Origin of the sequence: Dactylococcopsis salina PCC 8305 (assembly GCF_000317615.1) — a bacterium.
GTDB classification, from domain to species: Bacteria; Cyanobacteriota; Cyanobacteriia; order Cyanobacteriales; family Rubidibacteraceae; genus Halothece; species Halothece salina.
Genome location: NC_019780.1, coordinates 365,753 through 388,283 on the forward strand (window position 1 = coordinate 365,753; position 22,531 = coordinate 388,283).

The window sequence follows — 22,531 nt, forward strand, 5'->3', positions numbered from 1 at the left end:
TCCTAATAAACGAAGTTTTCTAGTTGGGTTTCACATTGCTTAAAGATATAATTAATAATGGCAAAGAGTTGATCTAGTTCCTGAATACTGTAAAAGTTTTGGTTTTTAGTAAAGGTGGTTTCTGCTAACTTAGCAAATTGCCAAATCTTACCATTAGAAACAATTCCATAAATAATCAATTTTGAGTCTTGATTAAGGCGTTGGGCGGTAATCATTTCTGCGAGACATTGCGCCCAACCTTCATTAAATTTATCTTGTTTGGCTTCCACTAACATTAAATAGGGTTGATCGAAAACAACTTTTCCCAATGGCGATCGTTTAGCTAAGATGTACTCTGGGAATCCTGATAATGTTTCATCATAATTGAGGGATTGATGACTCCAAAGTAGAAAGTGATGACGATATTGTTTCCAAACTTCTTTTAAAATAGGATAAATTAAGTTTTCACAAATCGCTGCCTCTGAGTTATCAACAATTCCTTCTGATTGCATGAGGTTTAAGTCTTCTCGGAAATAGTTAGGAATAATCAAGGGAATTTCTTGCACAAAATTAGCTTCTGTGTAAATAATTTGAAAGTCCCTAACAGTTTTTCCGAAGTTTTTGTATTGGCTAAAAGACATTTTAAGTTGCCTGTATAGATTTAAGTTATATTTATTGATTAAGAATTTTCTGGTTAAGATGTTCGATTAATTTTGCCACCCATTGATCTTGATATTCTCTCCCATCTTCATAAATGTTTTCCGCGTTGTGGCGATCCGCCAACGGTAACAATTAAAACAGTTGACATCTTTATTTTTCTCCTTAATTGGATTAGTCAGGCTTTAAATATTTCAAATGTCGCGCCCCATATCCGAGGTAACGGCGGATTAATTCGATCCAAATCTCTTTCATGTTTTCTGCTGATGTTTCTTTAGCAATTGCTTCCGCTTTTTCTTTGAATAGCTAAAACTTGATCTTTTATTAATCCCCATGCCGTATTCCAGCCCGATCGATAATCATAACTGGTGTAAGCCGTGTGAAGTTGCAAAGTTTCATCTTTTTTTCGATTTCTTCTTGTAGCATTTCTGGGGTTAGTACAGTCGTTTTTCGCCACTGATTGGTTAAAATTGCCTCCGCTTCTAAATTAACAGTAAAATAAGTTTGTTTTAATTGATCTGATGTTTTTCCCAACAGATTTCCCCATTTTTCCCACCGCATTTGCAGTGATTGATTGAAGTTTTCTAGGCGGGATGAAACTTCCGAAATCATTTCTGTAACTGTTGCTTTGATTGTAACTTTTCCTAAACCTCTCGATCTGGCGCTACCCAATAAAATACTTTCTTCTGCGACGTTACGACGGCGGTTAATTCCGTTTCGAGTAAGAAGCCGTTTAGAAATGCTATGAGTTTGATAGTTGCCATTTTCGACGGTATAAAATCCTGAAAACGGTTCAACTCTTCCTTGATCTTGAGGGCAATTGGGATCATAAGGATGTTGATAATATTCGGCACAAAATCGATCGATAAGCGTATCAAAAACACCGTTTCCTTTATGCTTAAATCCAGGATCGGTTTTAGAACTAACTGCGGTTGCGGGAATCACGGAACTAATCTGGTTTTCTGAGGAGGGATAAGCATTGTGAAAAATAGCACAGGATTCATCTAGAAATAGACTTTTAAAGTCCCCTCCATTTTGGCTTAAATCTTGATTTTGATAGCCCGTTTGTTGTAAGATTTCCTGTGCGATCGCGCCTCGAATGACTGACCCTGGGATATAGTCTTCTGCTTCATTAACCACCCCTAATTTTCGCCGTCCCATCGCAAGCGGAGAGTTTGCTTTTATGGTTAATACAATTACTTTCATTTTTCGCTTAAAGTATCTATCTTGAATGATTTGTAAATCTTTTTTTTGCCCCCAAACCCCCAATACTGGGGGCTTCTGTGAATCAAATTTTTCCGATCTCATTATCGAAATTGTTGGTAATTCTTCAAGATTAATCATAATTTTGATGAAGATAAAGCGGACTGTTTAGCGGTTTCAACAAAAGGATAAAGATCAACAATATCATTCCAAATTGTTTGATAAGTCTTTTCCGTTCGATCGAACAGCCATGGGGCTAAGTTACCATCATTGGTTTCTGCTTGACACTAGGCTTCCTCGAATTGTTTTCGCAGTAACGATCGATTCTTTTTGTCTGATAAACGAACTGCAAAATAGCGATAATTCAGCATCGCCAGTTTTCGATCGCATTCGCCACATCATCCACGAACGCAGCTGGACACAATGCTAAAATATTTCCGCCAGTAGAATAAATCATTAATTCTGGAATTAATGCGTCTAAAAGTTGGGGATAATTTTCACTTCTTCTCAGCCACGATCGCGCAATCTCAAAATCTGTTTTCATTCCCTCTTTTTCTTGACCGAAAAATGCAGGTAAATCAACTAAATTAACGCGATCGAGGATCGCAGAAGCTCCCCGAATTTCCATTAAATTTGTAGGTTGGGTTGAGGTCACGAAACCCAACATTATTTGTCTTTTGTCCTTCGACAGGCTCAGGAACACTTTCGTCCTTTGTCATATGAAATACAAAAAAGTCTGCTACACTTACCGATCCATCTAAGCCCCCCTTTCAAAGGGCCGGAGCGAAGTGAGGATTGGGGGGATTTTCAACCCGTTCATTTGTAGCAACCATTAGGGTATTTCATATCATTTGATAACGAATGACCAATGACTAAAGGTTGGGTTTCACTTCGTTCTACCCAACCTACGATGGAGTGGTTTCTGTTTCAGATTCTGCTTCAGCTTTGTTGTCTTGGTTTTCTTTGTCTTGTTCGAGGCGATACAGAAATTCACAGGTATCTTTGAGAAGGTTTAATTGTCGTCCTGCAAGACGAGCGCGATCGCGCGAAAATCCCTTTTCAAAGACTTCTTCGACGAAATAACGGGCGAAGTCTAAAACCGCTTGACGTTCTTTTTCTCGTTGCGAAATTACCCAGCGTCCTTCTGCTGTTGAGTTACGCACCCGATCCATTAGTTTGTTCACTTCTGCTGCGACAACTGCGACTAGGGATAAAGATCATAAGTGTAAAGACGAATCCTCGCGCTTACTAGGACTTTCTACCTCTTTCCCCCGTGTCCATTGTTTGAGGTAAGAAAAGACATACAGGGGACTGGTTTCCAAGTCGGTGGCGAGTTCGCTGAGTTTTCCCCAGTTGGGGTTATAGCCAGATTTACTGCGTTTCGGGTTAACATCGAGATGAATGGTGTAAGCTGCGGTGAGGGCGTTTAAAGGAGAAGGATGATTGTCCCAACCTTGTAGAATGGCATCAAGGCGAACGCGATCGCGCCCTGTTAACATCCTTAACGCTTGCGGAGGACTATCTAAAAACTTCGTTAATCCGTTGAATTTCTCGAATTACAGGGATATCTGTTTCTAGTTCCCAAAATTTAGCAATTTCTAGGATTAAATTAAGGTCTGGCGGTTTCGGAAGCGTCTTATCTTGCTTACAAGCCGTTTTAATATTATCAAGGGTTTCTCCCCAAATTCTGCGAGTTGGTCAATGCGAATGTCGTCTTCAAACTGAAAGTTGTAATCTGAGGAAAGAATCCCTTCCTGTTGGTAGCTGAGGAGGTTATCACTTCGCTTTTTCGCTGATGATGCTTTCCCATCTCTGAGGATGCGTAAGGTTGCAGAAAGGGCGACTTCCATCAAGGCTTTTTCATCGAAGAAGAGATCATAATATTCGGCGTATTTCATCCCTTTTCCGTCTCTCCCAAAGCCAGTTTGTTTTGCTTGGAGTTGACTGCGACAGAGAGAAGTTATGGTTTCTACGACACGCTGCGGTAAGCTATCAGGAGAGATGGGAGGCGTATCGCGATCGCATAAATAAATCACCCCTGTGGGAAGATAAAGTAAGGGTTCATAACCTGCTTCTGTGTATGCTTCCATAACTGCATTGTTCACCACATTGGTTAAAACGCCTCGGTTTTCTGCAATGCTGTGATAGGTGAGGTTTAACTGTCCGTCGCTGAGGGTGTGTAATATCAGGTTCGGGTAATTGTTTATAATTGGTGTTGGGTTTCGCTTCGCTACACCCAACCTACTTTTTATCATTGATTGAGCGAACCTGATATAACCTTGAAAATTATTAATCTTGCGATAGTTTTCTCGGATGACTTCATTAAACTGAGGACGATCGTAACGCTGGTTAACCTGTAGCGGTGGCGATGTCGTTTCAAACAATCGTTCCACTAAGAATTTCGGAACCAGCGCATAAGCAGTAAACTGATCAAAAGGGATCGTTTCTCCATTGCGTTGAAAAGAGTTATGACGACCAAGACGACCTAAACGTTGAATAAAGTTTCCCGTATCCGACGATTCAAAGATAAGGAAATTAATTTTGAAATCAACACCAATATCAATGGTACTCGTCCCAAAAACTAAATCGGTTTCTAGGGAAGCAAGTTTCGTTTGTTGACCCGATAATCCTGTATTTTCACCAACCGTTAAACCATAGGGATGAAATAATTCTTGAGAGATGGGAACTAACCGTTTCACCGCAGCAATAGAATTAAGAATAACCGCACCTTTTGTTTTACAAAATCTCTGAGAAGTCATATTTCCCCCCCTTTCAGAAGGGGGGTTAGGGGGGATCATTTCTCCAGTTTTAGAAGAGAGGTTAGAGGAAATCATGTTCCCCCCTTCCAAAGGGGGGTTAGGGGGGATAATAAATCGATCGAGGATCAACTCTTTATTTTCTTTCAACCAAGTTTCTGACGCACTAAACGCAGACTCAAGGGGAATAAACTCTAAAGAAATCTCTCTAGAAACTTGTCGCCAGTGTTGACTTTGTAATTTTTTGCTTTCTGCTTTCGTTGTCGGAAACTGATATTTCTTCGCTTGAATCGGATCAATCTGTTGATAAGTAAACTGGGCTTTTTTTAACTTTTCAATCAATTGTTCATCTGGCGTTGCGGAGAGAAACAGGAACTTTTTATTCCGATTCGTATGGCGGATCAATAACATGGTATTAATCACGCTGGCGATTTGTGGCGCGGAGAAAACATGAAACTCATCAAAGATAAAGAAGTCAAAGTTTTTATCAATGCGATTCCACAATTTATCAGGATTATCGTAAGGAGATAAGTAGGCTTTTCTGTGGAGATAATGAAGCAGATCAGGATTGGTAATTAATATGTCTGAATTTTTACTTCTAGACTCGATCGCGCTGGCTTTTTTCAGCTTCTCTTGTTCTGCATAAAGTTCTAATTCTGCACTGCTGAGACGATTCACTCTCGGTTCTAATTCGGGCTGAAACAGGTTAATATAATTTTTGATTTGACTTTCTTGATCGCGGGCTAATTCATTGGTTGGATAAAGCGCAATAACATTTTTCTCATCTTGTAATGTGGATAAAAAAGCAGCTAAACTTTTCCCATCTCCCGTCATAAAAGAATTTGATTAATTTTTTGTTTGAGATCAGGTATTTCTTCTTGTGTAATTGACCAGACGGTATCTAAGTTAACTCGGAAATATTCATGCACAACTAAGTTTCTAAAATCTTTCATATCTTGCCAAGGAATTTCGGAATGTAAACGAGTAAAACTCTCTGGAATTGTACTTGAGGCTTCACCAATAATCTGTAAGTGATGAATAATCCAAACTTGAATTAATTCATTTTCAAAAAATGCTTTTTCTCCTCTCACAGCATATTTTTCGATATCTGTAATTGCTTCTTGAATATCTTTGAGTCTTTCTGTGTAATCTCTCATAATTTTATGGCTTCCTTTAACACTCGATCTTTAATGCGTTCTTTTAGCCCAGTTACCGTAACAACATCTACTTGATGTCCTAAAAGTTCTTCTAATTCTCGAATTAAACGAACAGGAAACCAAGGACTAAAGTTTTTACCTAAATCAACTAACAAGTCGATATCACTTTTTTCGTCTGCTTCCCCTCTGGCGACAGAACCAAATAAGCGGACATTATAGCCTCCGTGTTTTTCACAAATTTGGATAATTTCGTCTCGTTTTTCTTGGATTAGTTCTCTAATCTGGATTGATTGATTTGACATAAGAAATAATAACCTTTTCTTGTCCGTATTTCATGGCATAATTTAATCTTATTCTTCACAATAAGAATTGTCTAGCAAATTTAGAAAAAAGTGTCCGTATAAATGACTCGTAAAGGTGAATCAATTACTCTGTCGGTATCAGAACAAGAAAAACAGCAGTTGCAGGCGTTAGCGGAAGCCTTTAACTGTAAATGGGGGAATCGACCGAATATTTCCCGACTCCTCAGCGCGATCGCGCAAAATCAACTACAAGTTCTCGATAATGCTGACTGGTCGCAAGATCGGATCAAAGCCTTGGAGGCTGCCCGTCAAGCACTCATTGATCGAGGTGACATCGCCCAGGCAAAAGAAATCGCCCGTCTTCTCAGTTCCCGTAGTGAGTTATCCCCGCCCTTCCGTATAATTGGACATTAAGGCTCGATCGCATCCAAGAAGCGGCTGTTACTGAAATTAATCAACCTTGGGTTGATGACTTAGCACGGATTTCAGTAACCTTTAAATTATATGGAAGACTTGCTTTTAGTTACAAAGCCAAAGAGAATGATCGCTTTATTGGGGAGTTAGAAGGAGAATCGCGGCGTGTAGTACGGAAAATCTTTAATACCTTCTGGTTTTTCCGTGATATTGCCAAATACTGGGAACAATGTGAAGTGATTGAACCGCAAAGTGTGCGCGATCGAGTTTTAGAAAAGATTACCCAATTAGAGGAACGATATCACCAATAAAAAAACCCCCCAAAAGGGGGGGTAGCAATTAAACCTTAACTGAAATTAATCAAGTCAGATTAGAGAGCGTTACCACGAGGTAAGACTTCTTCGGGGAATTCAAACTTCTGATGAGGTTGGTCATCTGGGGCCATCCAAGCGCGGAGACCTTCGTTTAATAAGATGTTTTTGGTGTAGAAGGTTTCAAATTCAGGGTCTTCTGCTGCGCGAATTTCTTGAGACACAAAGTCATACGCACGCAGGTTTAAGCCTAAACCGACGACTCCCACTGAAGACATCCACAGTCCTGTTACTGGGACAAACAGCATGAAGAAGTGTAACCAACGTTTGTTGGAGAACGCAATTCCGAAAATCTGACTCCAGAAACGGTTTGCGGTCACCATGGAATAGGTTTCTTCGGCTTGAGTTGGCTCGAAGGCGCGGAAGGTGTTGTTGCTGTCGCCACCTTCATCAAACAGGGTGTTTTCTACGGTCGCGCCGTGAATTGCACAGAGTAACGCACCGCCTAAAATTCCAGCAACTCCCATCATGTGGAAGGGGTTAAGCGTCCAGTTGTGGAAGCCTTGGAAAAATAGGATGAAACGGAAGATACCTGCAACTCCGAAACTAGGAGCGAAGAACCAGCTAGACTGTCCTAAAGGATAGAGTAGGAAGACGCTGACGAATACGGCGATCGGACCGGAAAATGCGATCGCGTTATAAGGGCGAATTCCGACTAAACGAGCAATTTCAAACTGACGAAGCATGAAGCCAATCAGTGCGAAAGCGCCGTGAAGAGCGACAAAGCTCCACAGTCCGCCAGTTTGACACCAGCGAACAAAGTCCCAGTTGGCTTCGGGTCCCCATAAGAATAATAAGGAGTGTCCGAAAGCATCTGCCGGAGTGGAAACCGCTACGGTCAGGAAGTTACAGCCTTCTAAGTAAGAGCTTGCTAAACCGTGAGTGTACCAGGAGGTAACAAAGGTGGTTCCAGTGAGCCATCCCCCGATCGCCATGTAGGCGCAAGGGAACAGCAGTAAACCAGACCAGCCGATAAAGACGAATCTGTCGCGCTTGAGCCAGTCATCGACGAGATCGAAGACTCCTCTTTGTTGTTGTTGACGTCCGACTGCAATTGTCATTGCTAATACTCCAATTTGATAGGTATATTTACGAGTTTGCTATTTATGATTACGAGTTTACCCGAAAGCAAACTTTGAGCAAATTTGTCAGAAAACTTTACTTTTCTTTACTAAATCCATCATAATCTAACTTTCTTAATTTTTCCACCCTTCCTTAAAGAAATTTTAATTTTTGTTAAGTTAAGGGGCGATCGCGCCCACAGTGAGAGAAGAAATGTCAGACTGTTTGGTAATGTGCAATTAAGGACGAGTGGTTATGTCCAAAGGTAAAGTTAGTGCATTTCTTGGCGGTGTTGCCATCGGTAGTGCTGTAGGAACAGTGGTGGGGCTATTGGCTGCGCCTCGATCGGGACGTGAAACGAGAAAGGTAATCAAAAAATCCGCTCAGGCTTTACCAGAAATTGCCGAAGATGTGTCCAGTAGTGTCCAGTTACAAGCCGATCGATTCTCAGAAACCACCTTAAGTAACTGGGATGAAACCTTAAACCGTCTCAAAAGCGCGATCGCTGCGGGGATTGAAGCGAGTAGAATAGAAACAGCGAATCTGGAAGAAAAACCCGAATCCTCCTCTAACCATGACTACCGTTCCTAAACCCACTGCAATCGAATATCCTGAAAAAACCATTCAACGGGCGGCAATTGCTCTCAAATGCGCTCCCTTTCGCTTAAAATTATTTCAGGAAATGCGATCGGGTAGTGTTCCCCTCCCCCAAATTGCCAATCAATCAGGATTAGAAAAACAATACACCACAGCCATCCTCTCGGAATTAAAAACGGAAAACGAACTCACTTGGTTAATTCAAGTGGGATTATTGCGTCGAGAAGTGGATGGACAGGGAATTACAGATAGTTTTCGTCTCACGCCATTAGGACGGCAACTGGTGGCAAAATGGGAAAGTGAAAATGGCTACATCCCTTCTCCTTCTTGGTTAGAAAAAATAAAAAGCGCGATCGGGCGCTGGTTTCGCCTACCGTTTTTACAGTGATTAAAGTAAGTCAAAAGCCGCCTAGAATCTTTGATCTTTCTTCGGACTGATCGATCTAGTAAGATGAGAAAGCGATCGCGCTACCGTCCTAACTTTGTCGCGTAGTGTTATGACTAAGGGAGAAAAATAATGACCACTGAAAACGCTGAAGGAAAAGAACAATTACTCACCACCGAAGAAACTGACGCTTTAATCGACGAAGAAGCCGCCGCTTCTCATCTGGAAGTCATTGAAACAGTAATTTCTAGCCTTGATCAAAACGATACCGCCATGGTCAGCCGTCGCGATGGTGGTCATCTTTGGAAATTCCAATATGGCAGCGTCGAGGTGTTTGTCCAACTGACAGGAGAGGCGGATGATGATACTCTAGCAGTTTGGTCATCGGTGTTGAAACTCCCCGCCAAAGATGAACCTAGGTTGATGCGGAAATTATTAGAAATGAATTGGTCAGACACTTACGAAACCGCTTTTGCCATCTATAATGATAGCGTGGTGGTGTTGACCCATCGCACTGTAGCGGATTTATCCCCTGTGGAGATTTCTCGCGCTTTGACGTTGGTCGCATCGATCGCGGATGATAACGACGAATCCCTACAAGAAGAATTTGGAAACTCGTAAAAACGTTTGGCGCTTTCTCCCCTTGATTCCCGCATCGGGGGAGATACAAATGGCGATCGATGCCTGGTTACTGCAACAATGTCAAGCGGGGAAACATCCTCCCACGCTGCGCTTCTACACTTGGCAACCAGCAGCAATTTCTTTAGGCTATCATCAAAAACGTTTTCCTGAAACCTGGCGAGAACTCACAGAAAATGGAACTTTAGACTTAGTGCGTCGTCCCACAGGAGGAAGGGCGGTACTGCATGAAGGAGATTTAACTTATGCCGTAATTCTGTCAGGGATGACAGGAAAGCGAATCGCCGTTTATGAGAAAATTTGTGAGTTTTTAATTACTGGTTGGAAACGTCTCGGCATCCCTTTATTTTACGGTCAACAGGGGCGAGGATATCGGGAAATCGCAAACTGCTTTCAAACCGCAACCGGTGCTGATTTAGTCAGCAGTACAGGGGAAAAACTCATCGGTAGCGCCCAACTCCGCCGAGGAGAAACGGTTTTGCAACATGGATCAATGCAGTTAAATCCGAATCCAGAATTATTTCAGAAAGTGTTTAATCAGTCTCCAACCTCTCCCCAATTAAACCTTTCTCATGGGGAAATCATGGCAACTCTTAAAGCAGCCGCAGAGGATTGTTTTCACATCAAATTAATCACTCAGCCCCTAATGGGGAGAGAGTGGGAAGCCATCAAAGCCTTGACTTTTGAAAACCACTCCCAAAATTAAGACGTTTCCACTGGTGAAGACGGTAAGAGACAACAGTTGACATCATCTAAACAAACTTTTCCCCACTGTAAAGCCCAACGAACGAGAGACACGCGGTTATCGGTAGAGGTTTTGGTGAGGATGTTACTAATATGATTGTCAACGGTACGCTTGCTGATTTCTAGTTTTTGGGCGATTTCTTGGTTGGTTAACCCCGCAGCCACTAATTCGATAATTTGCATTTCTCGCCCTGAGATCGTAATTGGCGTATTTAATTGTTTCTCTGTCATTGGTTTCTCCGTTAAGTTTGCTGAGAATAGGTTAACTGATCAAAGCAATTTTATCGGGTAAGGTTCGAGAGTCGCCTCTCTCCCCTCCCCTAAGAACCGCACGTGACAGTTTCCCATCATACGGCTGAGGCTCTTACTTCCAGCCTTCGTCTTGGATTTTGGACTGTGTACCTGCTTATGACACGCTTTGTGTAAGTGGATTAAATTCTCAGCGTCGTCTGAGCCACCGTCTTTCACAGGTACTATGTGATGGGTCTCGATTTCTTCTCCGTTATAGAGGCTTTCACCACAGACAGGACATTTATGTTCTTGTATATTGGCTACTTGTTCGTATTTACTACCTTTCGCCCATTTTTGTTTTCCTATCTTGAGGTTACGTTTTTGCCAATAATCTCGGAGTGAGGGGTCATCAGGGCTTGCATTCCCTTTGACTTTCACGTGCCTTACTATGGGTGTACTACTGATGTTATAAAGAACAAAGAATTTCTCTTTGCCTCCACGACCAGTCCCTTTGCACATAAAAGTCCAGTGATTCCCTTTGTATGAACCGAAGTATTTATTTGCAACCCACTTTTTGGATTTATTTGGGTGTCGCCGACAACACCATTTCCAGAGGTAGTGCCATACTCGATATGAGATGTAGCTGAAGGTTCGTTTACTAACCGCCCCTCTGTAGTAGTTAGCAAAACCTCGGAGAAGTGGATTTAGGATTTTAATGACTTGTTCCTGAGTGCAAGATTTCATGTTATCTAGGGTTTCCCCAATTTTTTTACAGAAGGCGAGAACCTTCTTTTTCTGGGGCTTAATCATTAATTTGCCACCGTAATGGCGTAAGTTGAACCCAAGAAAGTCAAAACCTTCTTCCATTGAGACGATTCTCGTCTTCTCCGCGCTGATTTCCAAACCCCGTTCTAACATCCATTGCTTTATCTGGTCTAGTATGTGTTCTAGGCTTTCCTTATCCTTAGAGGTAACAACGAAATCATCCGCGTAACGAATGACTCCGAGCTTTGGATTGACTGACTTAATGAAGTCTTCCAACCCATGTAATCCAATGTTAGCTAACAGAGGACTAATCACCCCGCCTTGTGGTGTTCCCATGTCGGTCGGATTCAGTAAACCTATATCGAGATAACCAGCTTTTAACCATCCTTCAATTAAATCTCCACGTGGAACAGACTCAATTGCTTTCAGGATGGATTCATGGGCAATGTTGTCGAAGAAACCCTTAATATCAGCGTCTAGTACCCAAGTGTCACGTCCCCCCTGAACTCTCAAGAAACATTGTTCAATGGCATCGTGACAACTTCTACCGCATCTAAATCCATAAGAATTAGGCTCAAATACAGCTTCCCATTCAGGCTCTAGTATATTTTTAACCATTGCTTGTGCGACTCTGTCCCGTACGGTAGGGATTCCGAGGGGACGTTTCTTCCCGTTAGGTTTGGGTAAATAAACTCGTCGTGTCGGGTTAGCTTCGGGCATCTCCCAACTATTCACAAGTTTCACTCGCTCGTCTGGGGTGTTGATTACCTCCTTATCTACCCCTGCGGTACGCTTTCCTAGATTAACTTGAGTGATTTGTCGCACTGATAAAAGCAAGTTGGCTCGGCTTCGTAACAACAGCTTCTGCAACCGACGTAACTGCTTCCACTTACCAAGACTTCTGGCACGAAAGATTCGCATACGTAAGTTTCTAACAGACTTCTTGACCTTACGCCAGTTAATCTGACCCCAGTCTGAAATCTCTCCCCTTAGTCCATTTGTCAACGTTAAAGATGACATCTAACTTCTCCTCGGGTTCGTCCCCCTTGTAAACTTCACTTTCGTATAAGACCCAAGACAAGTCTGCTATTGCTTTCGCTTAGGGATAAAGTTTCAACCCCTATCCATCCCATTACAGGCTGGCATTCGCTTTTTGTCTCATCTTTTACCCTCCAAGGAGTTCCGTCTCCGTTACCTTCGACTTACTACCAGTTCGACCTCTGGCAGACCTTGTAGGGCTTACCCTGTTGTATCGATTGAACATACGAATTGGTTAGGATGGCTGACTATTCTACGGAAGGGGTTTGTTTCCACGTTATTATGAATGAGTAGCATAATAGCCACCTACTTACCTTTTTTGGTTATAGCCTGTCAGGGATAATTTGGCTATTTCAAGCATTACGTAGTTTAATCATCAGCTTAGGCTGTGTTCATCCTTCCAATTCTCCTTCTAGCACGGAAACCAGTTAACCCTACTAGCAACCGTTACGTTTGGGGCGTGCATTCCACTGGATTCATTACTTACTACCAGTGTCGCCATTCTCCGAGAGTGGAGAACTTTCCATAAAGGACAGGGGTGGAAATCCCTGTGGTGTAAGGGTTACACCGATTCAACCGACCAGTTCAGGTCGCGCACTCATATACTTAACTTCATTGTAACTATCAATGATCCCCGTTTCATACTTTGTTACTTTTTCTCGGTTGCCAAGTGCCATGGCAGCTATGAGGGATCACTTTTGGAAGTGCTAATATCAGGTTCGGGTAATTGTTTATAATTGGTGTTGGGTTTCGCGTGGAGACGTTCCATGGAACGTCTCTACCCAACCTACTTTTTATCATTGATTGAGCGAACCTGATATAAACGACAAATTGGCGGTAGTGGCTCGATCGAGAACAATCATTTCCGTTCCCAATTCTGGCTTCCATGTCATGGCATTACTAAAACTTTTAAATCCCAACAACGCGGGAAGCAACGCCACACGCACCGGCGGCACAAAAAACACCAAATAACGCCCTGCGAGAATTTTTCTAAAGCCTGAAACCAGAGATTTTGTCTCATAAGATACAATTAAGGAAAGGTTGGGCAATTTTGTAACTGTCTCTAAAGCAATGAACGGTGAACAATCAATAATGTTAAAATCATTCAGTCTCATCTAAAAATATATGATAATGTTATTTTTTAAGGTTCGATCGGTTACTCTTAGCAGTCTTTTATTGTTACCGTTACTGTTTTTCTCAACGCCTTTAATCGCTCAAACTCCGCCAGAATCGGATGAAGAAACTTCCGAGGATTTACGTCCAAACACTCTCTTGAGTTTAGAGGGAGGAGAAGACTTGATGACAGAAGCCACGAAAGCAATTGATGAGGGAAATTATGATTTAGCTAAAGAAAAATTGCAATCAGCGCGGCGAGTGTTTAATCAATTGTCGAATTTTTATCAACAGTTAGCAGGGAGTTTTCAAGGAGTTAATAATCAAGTTTCTGAAGAACAACGACAACAAGCATTACAAGCAGCAGAAATGCGCGATCGAGCGACTTATCAACTGGCTTTAGTTCACCGCGCACAAAAAGAAACAGCTTTAGCCGTTCCCCTTTTTATTCAAGTCATTCGTTCGCAAAATCCCACTTCTGAATTAGGAAAAAAATCTTACCAACAATTGCGGGAATTAGGCTTTGTCAAGTCTCCTTTTCCTGGTAACTAATCACGGAATAAGTTAAGGAAGATGGGGAAGATGGGGAGGATGGGGGAGATGGGGGAGATGGGGGAGATGGGGGAGAAAAATTGTCTTCCTTGTCTCCCATTTCCCCCTTGTCTCTAAAAATCAATTTAATGCACACCCGTTTATTGTTAATTATTAATTATGCTTGGAACATTTCAAAAAAGTCATTTGAGAATCGAAATCAAAGCTACAGCACAGTTAATTGGCGAGAGTTTATTGTATCCTGAAAAGCTGCGCCAATGGATGTTTCCTCAACAACTTTCTCAAGGATTACCGAATCAATTAGAATCAGGATTAACCTTTACCAGTCGCACAGGATTAATTACGATTAAACATGAAGTGGAAACTTTGACAGATTCTTATCTGCGGTTAATCCTCAGTGAAGGAGTGGATGGTTATCACGAATGGTGTTGGGATGAAGGTTGGGTACAATCTCGTTTAGAAGGGGTTTCTTTATTGCCTTTAAATTTAGCGCAGACGACGACTTTACTACGGTTGCGTCAATTTGTTGAAAACGGAGAGATTCTTTAATGAATAACATTAATTATCAAACCATGTCTAAACAAGAATTAAAAAAATATTTTCTTGAACATCGAGAAGATAAAAAAGCCTTTCAAGAATATTTAGATCGCCGTCATCAAAATTCTAAACCGACGACTACAGCAGATGATCCATTATTTGATAGTAAGATACAAGAAGCAATTAGACAACAAATTAATCAGAATCAAAGACAATCATAATCCTTCTTGATTCCAGGATTGATGTAATTAATGAGTTGAGCGGTGAGTTGAGCGGTTAGTTAATAATTGTAATTAGCCGATCGCGCACCGTAAAGAAATCATCCCAAGCATAATAAAACTTTTCTGCTTCTTCTAAATAATTCGCTAATCGATCGCGGGCGAAACTAATGTTAGCATTGAGAGCAATGTTTAAATCCGTGATGGAATCCCCGATCGAGATCGTTTTTACAGCAGGATATTGTTTCATTACTTCCACTTTAGCGACTAATTCGGTTCCCCCTTCGTAGTCAGAAATCGGCTGTAAATAGGCTTGACTCTGATCAATAGAAACCGCCGTAATGGAGGCGACTTTTTCTAATAACGATGAATCGCCGCTTGTTTGTTGACTTAAAACTCGTTTTACCATATCTTTTAAACCACCAGAAACCACATGAAACGGGATATCTTGCTCGATCGAAAATTCCACTAAATCCACAAAACCCCCACGCAACGGAATCTGATCCACATATTCAATCATCGTCGAATAAGACTGAGACGGAATCGACTGAATAATCCGTTTTACTCCCTCTCGTAGGGTTAATCTTCGAGAATAAATATCAGGAAGATATTGATCGCATAAATGCGGTGCAACCGTTTTTAACATTCCCGTAAATGTATCTTCTGCAGTAATTGTGCCATCAAAATCACAGAAAATTGCATATTGTGTTCGTTCTTTCTCTATCATTTCTAAAATGTCATCTATTCTTCGTGCTGGAGACTCCCTCTATACCGAAGGTTAGGGGGAGACGGGGCGTATAAACGTCTGGGAAAACCCCAGACGCTACTCCCCTCTCCGAAAGCACGTCCTCCATTTAATGTGTTTACAAAAGGGAGTGAAGGGAGAGAGGTGTAGTCTCCCTTCAGTTCCCAATAATGGGAGACTTCGCTACACCGAGTTAAGTATGCTTCGCCAAGGTTTCTAAAGTTTGTCAAGCTAACAGCACTTTCTTAACCCGTTTAGGAATGTTTAACTGTTAACCACAGAGCAGGGAACTAGCACGTATTCCGAGGTGTGATGGCTTTAGAAACGTAGCCCTGAGCGAAGTCGAAGGGCTTAGGCTGGTCAACTTGTGGACTCCAAGAAGCCCCCGTTATAACCTCCCAAGAGGTTTAACGGTGGGTCGTTGACTGACCTCTACAATAGCTAACAGTTATCATAGCATTTTTCCAGAAAAAATCATTAACCCTTGTTAGATAGCAGTTTTAATTCATTGTTTAAATTCCTCCGCTTACGCCCAGTGGATCAACGTTATGCTCTCCTAGAAGCCTGTCTGATTGGAGTGATCTCCGCACTGGCAGCGATCGCCCTCAAAGGAGGAATTGGTTGGCTGGGGGGGTATCGTGTGCAAATGGCAAACGAACACGGTTGGCTGGTGCTTCCTCTCGCTGGTTTTTTGTTTGGTGGGTTGACAGGGGTTTGTTTACAATGGTTAGCACCAGATGTAGGCGGTGGCGGGATTCCGCAAGTGAAAGCGGTTTTAGCCCAATTTCCCATGTCTCTTTCGCTGCGATCGGCATTGGTGAAAATGTTAGGGACAATTTTTATTCTCGGTGCTGGCTTTACTCTCGGAAGACGCGGCCCCACTGTTCACATGGGAGCAGCTTTAGCAGCGCAGTTAACGGTTTGGCTACCCACTTCTCCTCAACATCGTCGCCAAATGATCGCCGCTGGAGCCGCTGCGGGATTAGCTGCCGGGTTTAACACTCCCATTGCAGGGATTGTGTTTGTTATTGAGGAGTTGATGCGAGATATTTCTGGATTTACCCTCGAAACTGCCATTCTCGCCTCTTTTACGGGAGCAGTGGTTTCGCGGTTGTTTGGCGCATCGGATGTTAATTTATCAGGGTTAGTTTCCCAAAAAGGATGGGATGTAACGTTTGTATCGCAAGAGATTCCTTTTTTTTACTGTTGGGAATCAGTGCAGGATTACTGGGGGTTTTATTTAATCGTGGGATTTTATTCAGTCTTCGCTGTTATCAAAATTTATCTTTCCCCCTCCCGTTACGGATTGCCGTCGCTGGCTTGATTTCTGGCTCGATCGTCGCCGCTTTACCGCCGTTTTTCCGCGATAATGCAGGATTACGGGATTTTTTAATTACAGGTGAGGGGGGATGGCAACTCACAGCGATCGCGCTCATTGCTTATTTTATCCTCACCTTAGTTGCTTATGGCTCTGGCGCACCAGGGGGATTATTTTCTCCCGCACTGGTTTTAGGCTCGGCGTTAGGCTATCTCATCGGAGTTGCTGAAGTTTCGATATTAGAGTTTGGCAGTGCCAACACCTATGCTTTAGCAGGGATGGGAGCAATGTTTACCGCCGTTGTGCGAGTGCCAGTGACGGCAATTATTATTATTTTTGAACTGACAGCAAACTTTGAGTTAGTCTTACCGTTGATGATTACTTGCGCCACTGCTTATGTTGTCGCCGAAGGGCTTGCTAGTGGCTCGCTCTACCAACGCTTATTAGCAGCAAAAGGCATCAATTTACGGGAAGAAGCACAAGTTGATCCCCTTTTAGCTCGTCTCACCGCAGAGCAAGTGATGCAGTCTTCTGTTGATACGCTATCACCCGATTTAACTTTAGATGAAACCTGTCAGGCGTTTTCTCGCTCTCCCCATCGGGGTTTTCCAGTGGTAGAGCAAGGAAGGCTTGTGGGAATGATTACGCAAACCGATTTAGGTAAGTTTATGAGTCGCTCACAACCGCTTACTCTTCAAGATATGATGACAAAGCGACCAATGAGCGTTAGCCCCACCGCGCCTTTACAAGAGGTGCTTTATCTCCTCAACCGCTATCAATTATCCCATTTGCCTGTAACGAAACGAGAACGTCTGGTGGGGATTATTACTCGCAGTGATATTATTCGCGCCGAAGTGGAAGAGTTACATGATCCGAAGCGTATTCCCTCTGGGATGGAACAACGAGTAACGGGTGAGCCTTCTTATATTATCTATCAAACGCGATCGCCAGCAGTGGGAAAAGGACGGATTTTGCTTCCTCTGGCGAATCCCGATACAGTGGCAAGTTTAACCGAATTTGGGAGCGCGATCGCCCAATTTTCCCAAGCCGAATTAGAATTATTACATCTCATTAAAGTGCCGCGTCATCTCGCTCCTGATCAAGTTTGGGTGGATGACACGATCGGGCGCAAATTATTACAACAGGGAGAAACCATTGCCAATCAGTATAAAATTCCGATTCACACCCAAATTCGCACCACCCATGAGCGCAGTGAAGCGATTTTAGAAGTCATCCAAGAACGGAAAATTTCCCTTTTGATCCTCGGTTGGAAAGGAACAAAAAACATTTTTACGGGACATTTATTTGGGAAAATTGCCAGTAAACTGATCCGACGAGCGAACTGTGATTTAGTCTTAATCAAAAGGAGTGAAGATCAAAAACAGAGGGAAAAAGAATACACTCGTTGGTTGATTCCTCTGGCTATGGAAAACACCCAAGTTGAGCAATTATTAGCCTTATTACCTCAATTAAGTGCTTTATTTCCCAATCCCGAATATATTTTATGTGGCGTTACTGCTAATTCTGAAACAAACGATACACAAACCCTCCTCGAAACCAGAGCCGAAGCATTACAGAAACAATTAGAAAGCCCTGTAGAAAGTATTGGTTTGTCTCCTCCCTCCCAAGAAAATCAGGTGTTACAATTAGCACGAGAAAAAGCCTGTGATGTTATTGTTTTATTGACTAACTTACAGATTGCCTCTCGCTCTTTAATTTTAGAACCTAGTGATGAGAATAATCTTCCAGCAATGATCGCGAATCGTTTTCAGGGAACAGTGATTTTAGTTCGTCCTGCTCCGAAAACATAACCTCACCAGTTACGCCCTTGCCCCCTAAATCCCCCAAGACTGGGCAGGGCTGTTTCATTCTCGGTGTTAAAATCGAAAGCGATCGCCTAAAACCCCTACGGGGTGGCGCGATCGCGCCAATTTCTTCTAATTTGGCTTTTTCTTAAGAAAAAAGCCGTAAAACCCCTGCTATTCCTAACATCTGGAATAACCAAAAAAATAGAATGAAACAGCCCTGCCAAGACTGGGGGGCTTGATCAGTTACGCCCTTGCCCCCTAAATCCCCCAAGACTGGGGGGCTTGATCAGTTACGCCCTTGCCCCCTAAATCCCCCAAGACTGGGCAGGGCTGTTTCATTCTTTTAAAATTAAGGGAGGTAGGGAGATGGGGGAGACAAGGGAGACAAGGGAGATGGGGGAGATTTCAGGACTCTTTTTTCTTATGAATTAGTCAAAAAGTAAGAAAAAGGCTTCGATCGAACGTACCGTAAGAGGTTCAGGCGATCGCTGCCAATTTTGACCCCGAGAATGAAACAGCCCTGCCAAGACTGGGGGGGGCTTGATCAGTTACGCCCTTGCCCCCTAAATCCCCCAAGACTGGGGGACTTGATCAGTTACGCCCTTGCCCCCTAAATCCCCCAAGACTGGGGGGCTTGATCAGTTACGCCCTTGCCCCCTAAATCCCCCAAACTTGGGGGACTTGATCAGTTACGCCCTTGCCCCCTAAATCCCCCAAACTTGGGGGACTTGATCAGTTACGCCCTTGCCCCCTAAATCCCCCAAGACTGGGGGGCTTGATCAGTTACGCCCTTGCCCCCTAAATCCCCCAAACTTGGGGGGCTTGATCAGTTACGCCCTTGCCCCCTAAATCCCCCAAGACTGGGGGGCTTGATCAGTTACGCCCTTGCCCCCTAAATCCCCCAAACTTGGGGGACTTGATCAGTTACGCCCTTGCCCCCTAAATCCCCCAAACTTGGGGGACTTGATCAGTTCCCCCCAAACTTGGGGGGTGAGGGGGGCGAAATCCACTCCCTAAATCCCCCAAACTTGGGGGGTGAGGGGGGCGAAATCCACTCCCTAAATCCCCCAAGACTGGGGGGCTTGATCAGTTACGCCCTTGCCCCCTAAATCCCCCAAGACTGGGGGACTTGATCAGTTACGCCCTTGCCCCCTAAATCCCCCAAGACTGGGGGACTTGATCAGTTACGCCCTTGCCCCCTAAATCCCCCAAGACTGGGGGGCTTGATCAGTTACGCCCTTGCCCCCTAAATCCCCCAAACTTGGGGGCTTGATCAGTTACGCCCTTGCCCCCTAAATCCCCCAAACTTGGGGGCTTGATCAGTTACGCCCTTGCCCCCTAAATCCCCCAAACTTGGGGGACTTGATCAGTTCCCCCCAAACTTGGGGGGTGAGGGGGGCGAAATCCACTCCCTAAATCCCCCAAACTTGGGGGGTGAGGGGGGCGAAATCCACTCCCTAAATCCCCCAAGACTGGGGGACTTGATCAGTTACGCCCTTGCCCCCTAAATCCCCCAAAACTGGGGGACTTGATCAGTTCCCCCCAAACTTGGGCAGGGCTGTTTCATTCTCGGTGTTAAAATCGAAAGCGATCGCCTAAAACCCCTACGGGGTGGCGCGATCGCGCCAATTTCTTCTAATTTGGCTTTTTCTTAAGAAAAAAGCCGTAAAACCCCTGCTATTCCTAACATCTGGAATAACCAAAAAAATAGAATGAAACAGCCCTGCCAAACTTGGGGGACTTGATCAGTTCCCCCCAAACTTGGGGGGTGAGGGGGGCGAAATCCACTCCCTAAATCCCCCCAAACTTGGGGGGTGAGGGGGGCGAAATCCACTCCCTAAATCCCCCAAACTTGGGGGGTGAGGGGGGCGAAATCCACTCCCTAAATCCCCCAAACTTGGGGGGTGAGGGGGGCGAAATCCACTCCCTAAATCCCCCAAACTTGGGGGGTGTAAGTTTTGATCCTATCCTATCAAACTCCTAAACAGTGCTATGAATGAAAATGGTTACACCACAAAAGAGTTTTCAGTCCGTTTAAAACGAGATCAAAAACAGGTGTTGTTGTATCTGCCGCCAGCACCAGCATTAGAAGTAGTTAACGATTGGTTGGAGTTATGGCAACAATTGAATCATCGACTGAATGCGAGTGAGCAGTTTTGGGAGGCGGAAACCTTAGTCACTCTCAAAGCAGGCGATCGATTACTAGATGTTTCCCAACTGAGCGCGATCGCCCAGACACTAGAAAACGTCAAATTACACCTCTCCGCCGTAGAAACCACCCGTCGCCAAACCGCCGTTGCTGCTGCTACTGCAGGTTATTCCGTGATTCAACCGCCCCCTGTCGCCCCGATCAAGCCATCTGTGAGCGATCGACACTTCAAACACGGTGAGCCTTTATACTTAAAAACTACCATCCGCTCTGGCATGGAAATTCGACATGATGGCACTGTGATCCTCTTGGGAGATATTAACCCAGGAGGAGCAATTATTGCTCAAGGGGATATTATAATTTGGGGAAGATTGCGTGGCATTGCTCATGCGGGTGTCAAGGGCGATCGCACCTGTCGGATTATGTGCCTCCAACTGCAACCCACCCAATTAAGAATCGCTGATGTGGTGGCTCGCGCTCCCCATACCTCCCCCTGTCAAGTGCAACCAGAAATTGCCTATATCAGTGCCGATGGGATACGCATTACTCGCGGACTGGATTTTCGTAAAACCCACCGTTATCTCAGTGAAACGGAAATTTGGGAAAGCCTTGATCACTAAAAAAATAAGATATGGAAATGAGTAGAGTTATTGTTATTACTTCTGGAAAAGGCGGCGTTGGTAAAACCACCATCGTTGCTAATGTTGGCAGTGCTTTGGCAAAATTAGGGAAAAAAGTAGCGGTCGTTGATGCGGATCTTGGGCTACGGAATTTAGACTTATTGTTAGGCTTGGAAAACCGAATCGTTTACACCGCGATCGATGTGGCGAGCGGAGACTGTCGCTTAGAACAGGCGTTAGTCAAAGATAAACATCATTCTGGCTTAGTATTACTACCAGCCGCGCAAAGTCGAGGGAAAGAAGCAATCACCCCCGAACAAATGAAAGACATGGTGACCCGACTTGCTCCAGATTACGATTTTGTTGTGATTGACTGTCCAGCAGGGATTGAAATGGGCTTTCAAAACGCGATCGCCCCAGCAACGGAAGCCCTAATTGTCACCATCCCCGAAGTCGCCGCCGTCAGAGATGCCGATCGAGTGATTGGACTATTAGAAGCCAACAGTATCAGTAATATTAAACTGATTGTCAATCGAGTGCGACCAGAAATGATCCAAGCCAACAACATGATGAGCGTCGAAGACATATTAGAAGTTCTCGCCATTCCTCTAACAGGAATTATCCCTGATGATGAGCGTGTTATCGTTTCTAGTAATCGCGGTGAACCTTTAGTATTAGAAGAGGAACTCTCCACTCTAGGCGTAACCCTTAATAACATTGCGCGACGTTTAGCTGGAGAAGAAGTAACCTTTCTTGACTTAATGGAATCAGAAAGAAGTCTCCTCGAACGGATTCGTCGTTGGTTTACCGAACCGATTTAAAAATAATAAAATAACCTCATCGCCACAAGCTTTAACCAAAATAATTAATAATGATGGGACTTCTAAAACGAATTTTTAATCGCAATACTCCCGCCAGTAGTCGATACCAAGCCAAACAGCGCTTAAAACTGATTATCGCTCATGATCGATCGGGATTAAGCAAAGAAACCCTCGACAAAATGGTAGAAGAAATCTTACAAGTCGTCGCTCGTTATGTGGAAATTGACCTCGATAACATCGAATTTAATCTCGAAAACGAAGAAGGAATCACCATCCTGACGGCCAACTTTCCCATTCGTCGCGTCAAAAACCAAATCCAAAAACCAAATATCAAACAACCTTAAAATTAC

23 protein-coding genes and 3 pseudogenes are annotated in these 22,531 nt (G+C 43.6%); 14 read left to right on the top strand and 12 right to left on the bottom strand.

Translation table 11 applies throughout. The annotated features are described in order from the left end of the window. Positions 1–2 precede the first annotated feature (2 nt). The 7 genes and pseudogenes from DACSA_RS01845 to DACSA_RS01880 all read right to left on the bottom strand — a co-directional run bounded on the left by DACSA_RS01845 (position 3) and on the right by DACSA_RS01880 (position 6,039). Entirely contained in the window at positions 3–620 is a 618-nt protein-coding gene (locus tag DACSA_RS01845; protein WP_015228150.1) for a hypothetical protein, read from the bottom strand. A 688-nt stretch (positions 621–1,308) separates the two neighbouring features. Then, a pseudogene (locus DACSA_RS22955) lies at positions 1,309–1,842 on the bottom strand (type III-D CRISPR-associated RAMP protein Csx10); the annotation flags it as partial. A gap of 376 nt (positions 1,843–2,218) precedes the next feature. Further along, positions 2,219–2,470: pseudogene (locus DACSA_RS01855) on the bottom strand (type III-B CRISPR-associated protein Cas10/Cmr2); the annotation flags it as partial. Between the two features lie 274 nt (positions 2,471–2,744). Continuing rightward, a pseudogene (gene cas10d / locus DACSA_RS22960) lies at positions 2,745–3,374 on the bottom strand (type I-D CRISPR-associated protein Cas10d/Csc3); the annotation flags it as partial. A 69-nt stretch (positions 3,375–3,443) separates the two neighbouring features. After that, positions 3,444–5,429, bottom strand: coding sequence for a type I-D CRISPR-associated helicase Cas3' (cas3, locus tag DACSA_RS19525; RefSeq protein ID WP_051017267.1), 1,986 nt, complete (start codon positions 5,427–5,429; stop codon positions 3,444–3,446). Continuing rightward, on the bottom strand, positions 5,426–5,752 hold the full coding sequence (locus DACSA_RS01875; RefSeq protein WP_015228152.1) for a HepT-like ribonuclease domain-containing protein: 327 nt from the start codon (positions 5,750–5,752) through the stop codon (positions 5,426–5,428). The genes cas3 and DACSA_RS01875 overlap by 4 nt, the downstream gene beginning before the upstream one ends. Next, positions 5,749–6,039 carry a nucleotidyltransferase family protein gene (locus DACSA_RS01880; RefSeq protein WP_041235628.1) on the bottom strand — a complete coding sequence of 97 codons (291 nt, stop codon included), beginning with the start codon at positions 6,037–6,039 and terminating at the stop codon, positions 5,749–5,751. The genes DACSA_RS01875 and DACSA_RS01880 overlap by 4 nt, the downstream gene beginning before the upstream one ends. Before the next feature lie 117 nt (positions 6,040–6,156). Here DACSA_RS01880 and DACSA_RS21220 point away from each other — a divergent pair, with 117 nt between their 5' ends. Beyond that, a complete protein-coding gene (locus DACSA_RS21220) occupies positions 6,157–6,468 on the top strand; it encodes a hypothetical protein (RefSeq protein WP_051017268.1) in 312 nt (103 codons plus the stop codon). Positions 6,469–6,647: 179 nt separating this feature from the next. Continuing rightward, positions 6,648–6,779 (top strand): WCX domain-containing protein, encoded by a 132-nt coding sequence (locus DACSA_RS22965; RefSeq protein ID WP_456297645.1) that lies wholly within the window; start codon positions 6,648–6,650, stop codon positions 6,777–6,779. A gap of 59 nt (positions 6,780–6,838) precedes the next feature. Here DACSA_RS22965 and psbD read toward each other — a convergent pair whose 3' ends face one another. Then, positions 6,839–7,900, bottom strand: coding sequence for a photosystem II D2 protein (photosystem q(a) protein) (gene psbD, locus DACSA_RS01890; RefSeq protein WP_015228154.1), 1,062 nt, complete (start codon positions 7,898–7,900; stop codon positions 6,839–6,841). A 256-nt stretch (positions 7,901–8,156) separates the two neighbouring features. Between psbD and DACSA_RS01895 the strand changes: the two genes are divergently transcribed. The 4 genes from DACSA_RS01895 (at position 8,157) to DACSA_RS01910 (ending at position 10,228) form a co-directional block, all read left to right on the top strand. Further along, a complete protein-coding gene (locus DACSA_RS01895; protein ID WP_015228155.1) occupies positions 8,157–8,492 on the top strand; it encodes a YtxH domain-containing protein in 336 nt (111 codons plus the stop codon). Further along, positions 8,476–8,886, top strand: a complete 411-nt coding sequence (locus DACSA_RS01900) for an Npun_F0494 family protein (RefSeq protein WP_015228156.1) — start codon at positions 8,476–8,478, stop codon at positions 8,884–8,886. The genes DACSA_RS01895 and DACSA_RS01900 overlap by 17 nt, the downstream gene beginning before the upstream one ends. Positions 8,887–9,015: 129 nt before the next feature. Then, complete coding sequence (locus tag DACSA_RS01905; RefSeq protein WP_015228157.1) at positions 9,016–9,504, top strand: YbjN domain-containing protein; 489 nt, start codon at positions 9,016–9,018, stop codon at positions 9,502–9,504. Further along, positions 9,461–10,228 carry a lipoate--protein ligase family protein gene (locus tag DACSA_RS01910; protein ID WP_041235262.1) on the top strand — a complete coding sequence of 256 codons (768 nt, stop codon included), beginning with the start codon at positions 9,461–9,463 and terminating at the stop codon, positions 10,226–10,228. The genes DACSA_RS01905 and DACSA_RS01910 overlap by 44 nt, the downstream gene beginning before the upstream one ends. On the opposite strand, the gene pedR is transcribed toward DACSA_RS01910, so the two are convergent. The 3 genes from pedR to DACSA_RS01925 all read right to left on the bottom strand — a co-directional run bounded on the left by pedR (position 10,225) and on the right by DACSA_RS01925 (position 13,415). Continuing rightward, positions 10,225–10,497, bottom strand: coding sequence for a photosynthetic electron transport-dependent transcriptional regulator PedR (pedR, locus tag DACSA_RS01915; protein ID WP_015228159.1), 273 nt, complete (start codon positions 10,495–10,497; stop codon positions 10,225–10,227). The genes DACSA_RS01910 and pedR overlap by 4 nt on opposite strands. A 39-nt stretch (positions 10,498–10,536) precedes the next feature. Next, positions 10,537–12,282: a group II intron reverse transcriptase/maturase gene (gene ltrA / locus DACSA_RS01920; RefSeq protein ID WP_083874355.1), complete on the bottom strand. Its 1,746-nt coding sequence runs from the start codon at positions 12,280–12,282 to the stop codon at positions 10,537–10,539. An 815-nt stretch (positions 12,283–13,097) separates the two neighbouring features. Next, positions 13,098–13,415, bottom strand: coding sequence for a carotenoid oxygenase family protein (locus DACSA_RS01925; protein ID WP_041235263.1), 318 nt, complete (start codon positions 13,413–13,415; stop codon positions 13,098–13,100). A 16-nt stretch (positions 13,416–13,431) separates the two neighbouring features. Here DACSA_RS01925 and DACSA_RS01930 point away from each other — a divergent pair, with 16 nt between their 5' ends. The 3 genes from DACSA_RS01930 to DACSA_RS01940 all read left to right on the top strand — a co-directional run bounded on the left by DACSA_RS01930 (position 13,432) and on the right by DACSA_RS01940 (position 14,723). Continuing rightward, a complete protein-coding gene (locus DACSA_RS01930; protein ID WP_015228161.1) occupies positions 13,432–13,965 on the top strand; it encodes a hypothetical protein in 534 nt (177 codons plus the stop codon). 159 nt (positions 13,966–14,124) lie between these two features. Continuing rightward, positions 14,125–14,514, top strand: a complete 390-nt coding sequence (locus tag DACSA_RS01935) for a hypothetical protein (RefSeq protein ID WP_015228162.1) — start codon at positions 14,125–14,127, stop codon at positions 14,512–14,514. Between the two features lie 23 nt (positions 14,515–14,537). Continuing rightward, positions 14,538–14,723: a DUF6887 family protein gene (locus tag DACSA_RS01940; RefSeq protein WP_232225153.1), complete on the top strand. Its 186-nt coding sequence runs from the start codon at positions 14,538–14,540 to the stop codon at positions 14,721–14,723. A gap of 55 nt (positions 14,724–14,778) precedes the next feature. Here the strand turns inward: DACSA_RS01940 and DACSA_RS01945 are convergent, their stop codons facing one another. After that, the gene (locus DACSA_RS01945; protein ID WP_015228164.1) at positions 14,779–15,447 is read right to left on the bottom strand and encodes an HAD-IB family phosphatase; all 669 of its coding nucleotides are present in this window, start codon (positions 15,445–15,447) and stop codon (positions 14,779–14,781) included. A 526-nt stretch (positions 15,448–15,973) separates the two neighbouring features. Here DACSA_RS01945 and DACSA_RS22385 point away from each other — a divergent pair. The 5 genes from DACSA_RS22385 (at position 15,974) to minE (ending at position 22,525) form a co-directional block, all read left to right on the top strand. Further along, positions 15,974–16,789, top strand: coding sequence for a chloride channel protein (locus tag DACSA_RS22385; RefSeq protein WP_269544675.1), 816 nt, complete (start codon positions 15,974–15,976; stop codon positions 16,787–16,789). Then, positions 16,672–18,594, top strand: a complete 1,923-nt coding sequence (locus DACSA_RS22390; RefSeq protein ID WP_269544676.1) for a chloride channel protein — start codon at positions 16,672–16,674, stop codon at positions 18,592–18,594. The genes DACSA_RS22385 and DACSA_RS22390 overlap by 118 nt, the downstream gene beginning before the upstream one ends. Positions 18,595–20,583: 1,989 nt before the next feature. Beyond that, positions 20,584–21,360 (top strand): septum site-determining protein MinC, encoded by a 777-nt coding sequence (gene minC, locus DACSA_RS01960; RefSeq protein WP_015228166.1) that lies wholly within the window; start codon positions 20,584–20,586, stop codon positions 21,358–21,360. Between the two features lie 17 nt (positions 21,361–21,377). Continuing rightward, positions 21,378–22,181: a septum site-determining protein MinD gene (minD, locus tag DACSA_RS01965; RefSeq protein WP_041235630.1), complete on the top strand. Its 804-nt coding sequence runs from the start codon at positions 21,378–21,380 to the stop codon at positions 22,179–22,181. A 50-nt stretch (positions 22,182–22,231) separates the two neighbouring features. Then, the gene (gene minE, locus DACSA_RS01970) at positions 22,232–22,525 is read left to right on the top strand and encodes a cell division topological specificity factor MinE (protein WP_015228168.1); all 294 of its coding nucleotides are present in this window, start codon (positions 22,232–22,234) and stop codon (positions 22,523–22,525) included. Positions 22,526–22,531 lie beyond the last annotated feature (6 nt).

What these genes read in the sequence shown, in the direction of transcription:
- DACSA_RS01845 (WP_015228150.1), bottom strand. Translation starts at nt 620, where the DNA reads ATGTCTTTTAGCCAATACAAAAACTTCGGAAAAACTGTTAGGGACTTT.
- cas3 (WP_051017267.1), bottom strand. Translation starts at nt 5,429, where the DNA reads ATGACGGGAGATGGGAAAAGTTTAGCTGCTTTTTTATCCACATTACAA.
- DACSA_RS01875 (WP_015228152.1), bottom strand. Translation starts at nt 5,752, where the DNA reads ATGAGAGATTACACAGAAAGACTCAAAGATATTCAAGAAGCAATTACA.
- DACSA_RS21220 (WP_051017268.1), top strand. Translation starts at nt 6,157, where the DNA reads ATGACTCGTAAAGGTGAATCAATTACTCTGTCGGTATCAGAACAAGAA.
- psbD (WP_015228154.1), bottom strand. Translation starts at nt 7,900, where the DNA reads ATGACAATTGCAGTCGGACGTCAACAACAACAAAGAGGAGTCTTCGAT.
- DACSA_RS01895 (WP_015228155.1), top strand. Translation starts at nt 8,157, where the DNA reads ATGTCCAAAGGTAAAGTTAGTGCATTTCTTGGCGGTGTTGCCATCGGT.
- DACSA_RS01900 (WP_015228156.1), top strand. Translation starts at nt 8,476, where the DNA reads ATGACTACCGTTCCTAAACCCACTGCAATCGAATATCCTGAAAAAACC.
- DACSA_RS01905 (WP_015228157.1), top strand. Translation starts at nt 9,016, where the DNA reads ATGACCACTGAAAACGCTGAAGGAAAAGAACAATTACTCACCACCGAA.
- DACSA_RS01910 (WP_041235262.1), top strand. Translation starts at nt 9,461, where the DNA reads ATGATAACGACGAATCCCTACAAGAAGAATTTGGAAACTCGTAAAAAC.
- pedR (WP_015228159.1), bottom strand. Translation starts at nt 10,497, where the DNA reads ATGACAGAGAAACAATTAAATACGCCAATTACGATCTCAGGGCGAGAA.
- ltrA (WP_083874355.1), bottom strand. Translation starts at nt 12,282, where the DNA reads ATGTCATCTTTAACGTTGACAAATGGACTAAGGGGAGAGATTTCAGAC.
- DACSA_RS01925 (WP_041235263.1), bottom strand. Translation starts at nt 13,415, where the DNA reads ATGAGACTGAATGATTTTAACATTATTGATTGTTCACCGTTCATTGCT.
- DACSA_RS01930 (WP_015228161.1), top strand. Translation starts at nt 13,432, where the DNA reads ATGTTATTTTTTAAGGTTCGATCGGTTACTCTTAGCAGTCTTTTATTG.
- DACSA_RS01935 (WP_015228162.1), top strand. Translation starts at nt 14,125, where the DNA reads ATGCTTGGAACATTTCAAAAAAGTCATTTGAGAATCGAAATCAAAGCT.
- DACSA_RS01940 (WP_232225153.1), top strand. Translation starts at nt 14,538, where the DNA reads ATGTCTAAACAAGAATTAAAAAAATATTTTCTTGAACATCGAGAAGAT.
- DACSA_RS01945 (WP_015228164.1), bottom strand. Translation starts at nt 15,447, where the DNA reads ATGATAGAGAAAGAACGAACACAATATGCAATTTTCTGTGATTTTGAT.
- minC (WP_015228166.1), top strand. Translation starts at nt 20,584, where the DNA reads ATGAATGAAAATGGTTACACCACAAAAGAGTTTTCAGTCCGTTTAAAA.
- minD (WP_041235630.1), top strand. Translation starts at nt 21,378, where the DNA reads ATGAGTAGAGTTATTGTTATTACTTCTGGAAAAGGCGGCGTTGGTAAA.
- minE (WP_015228168.1), top strand. Translation starts at nt 22,232, where the DNA reads ATGATGGGACTTCTAAAACGAATTTTTAATCGCAATACTCCCGCCAGT.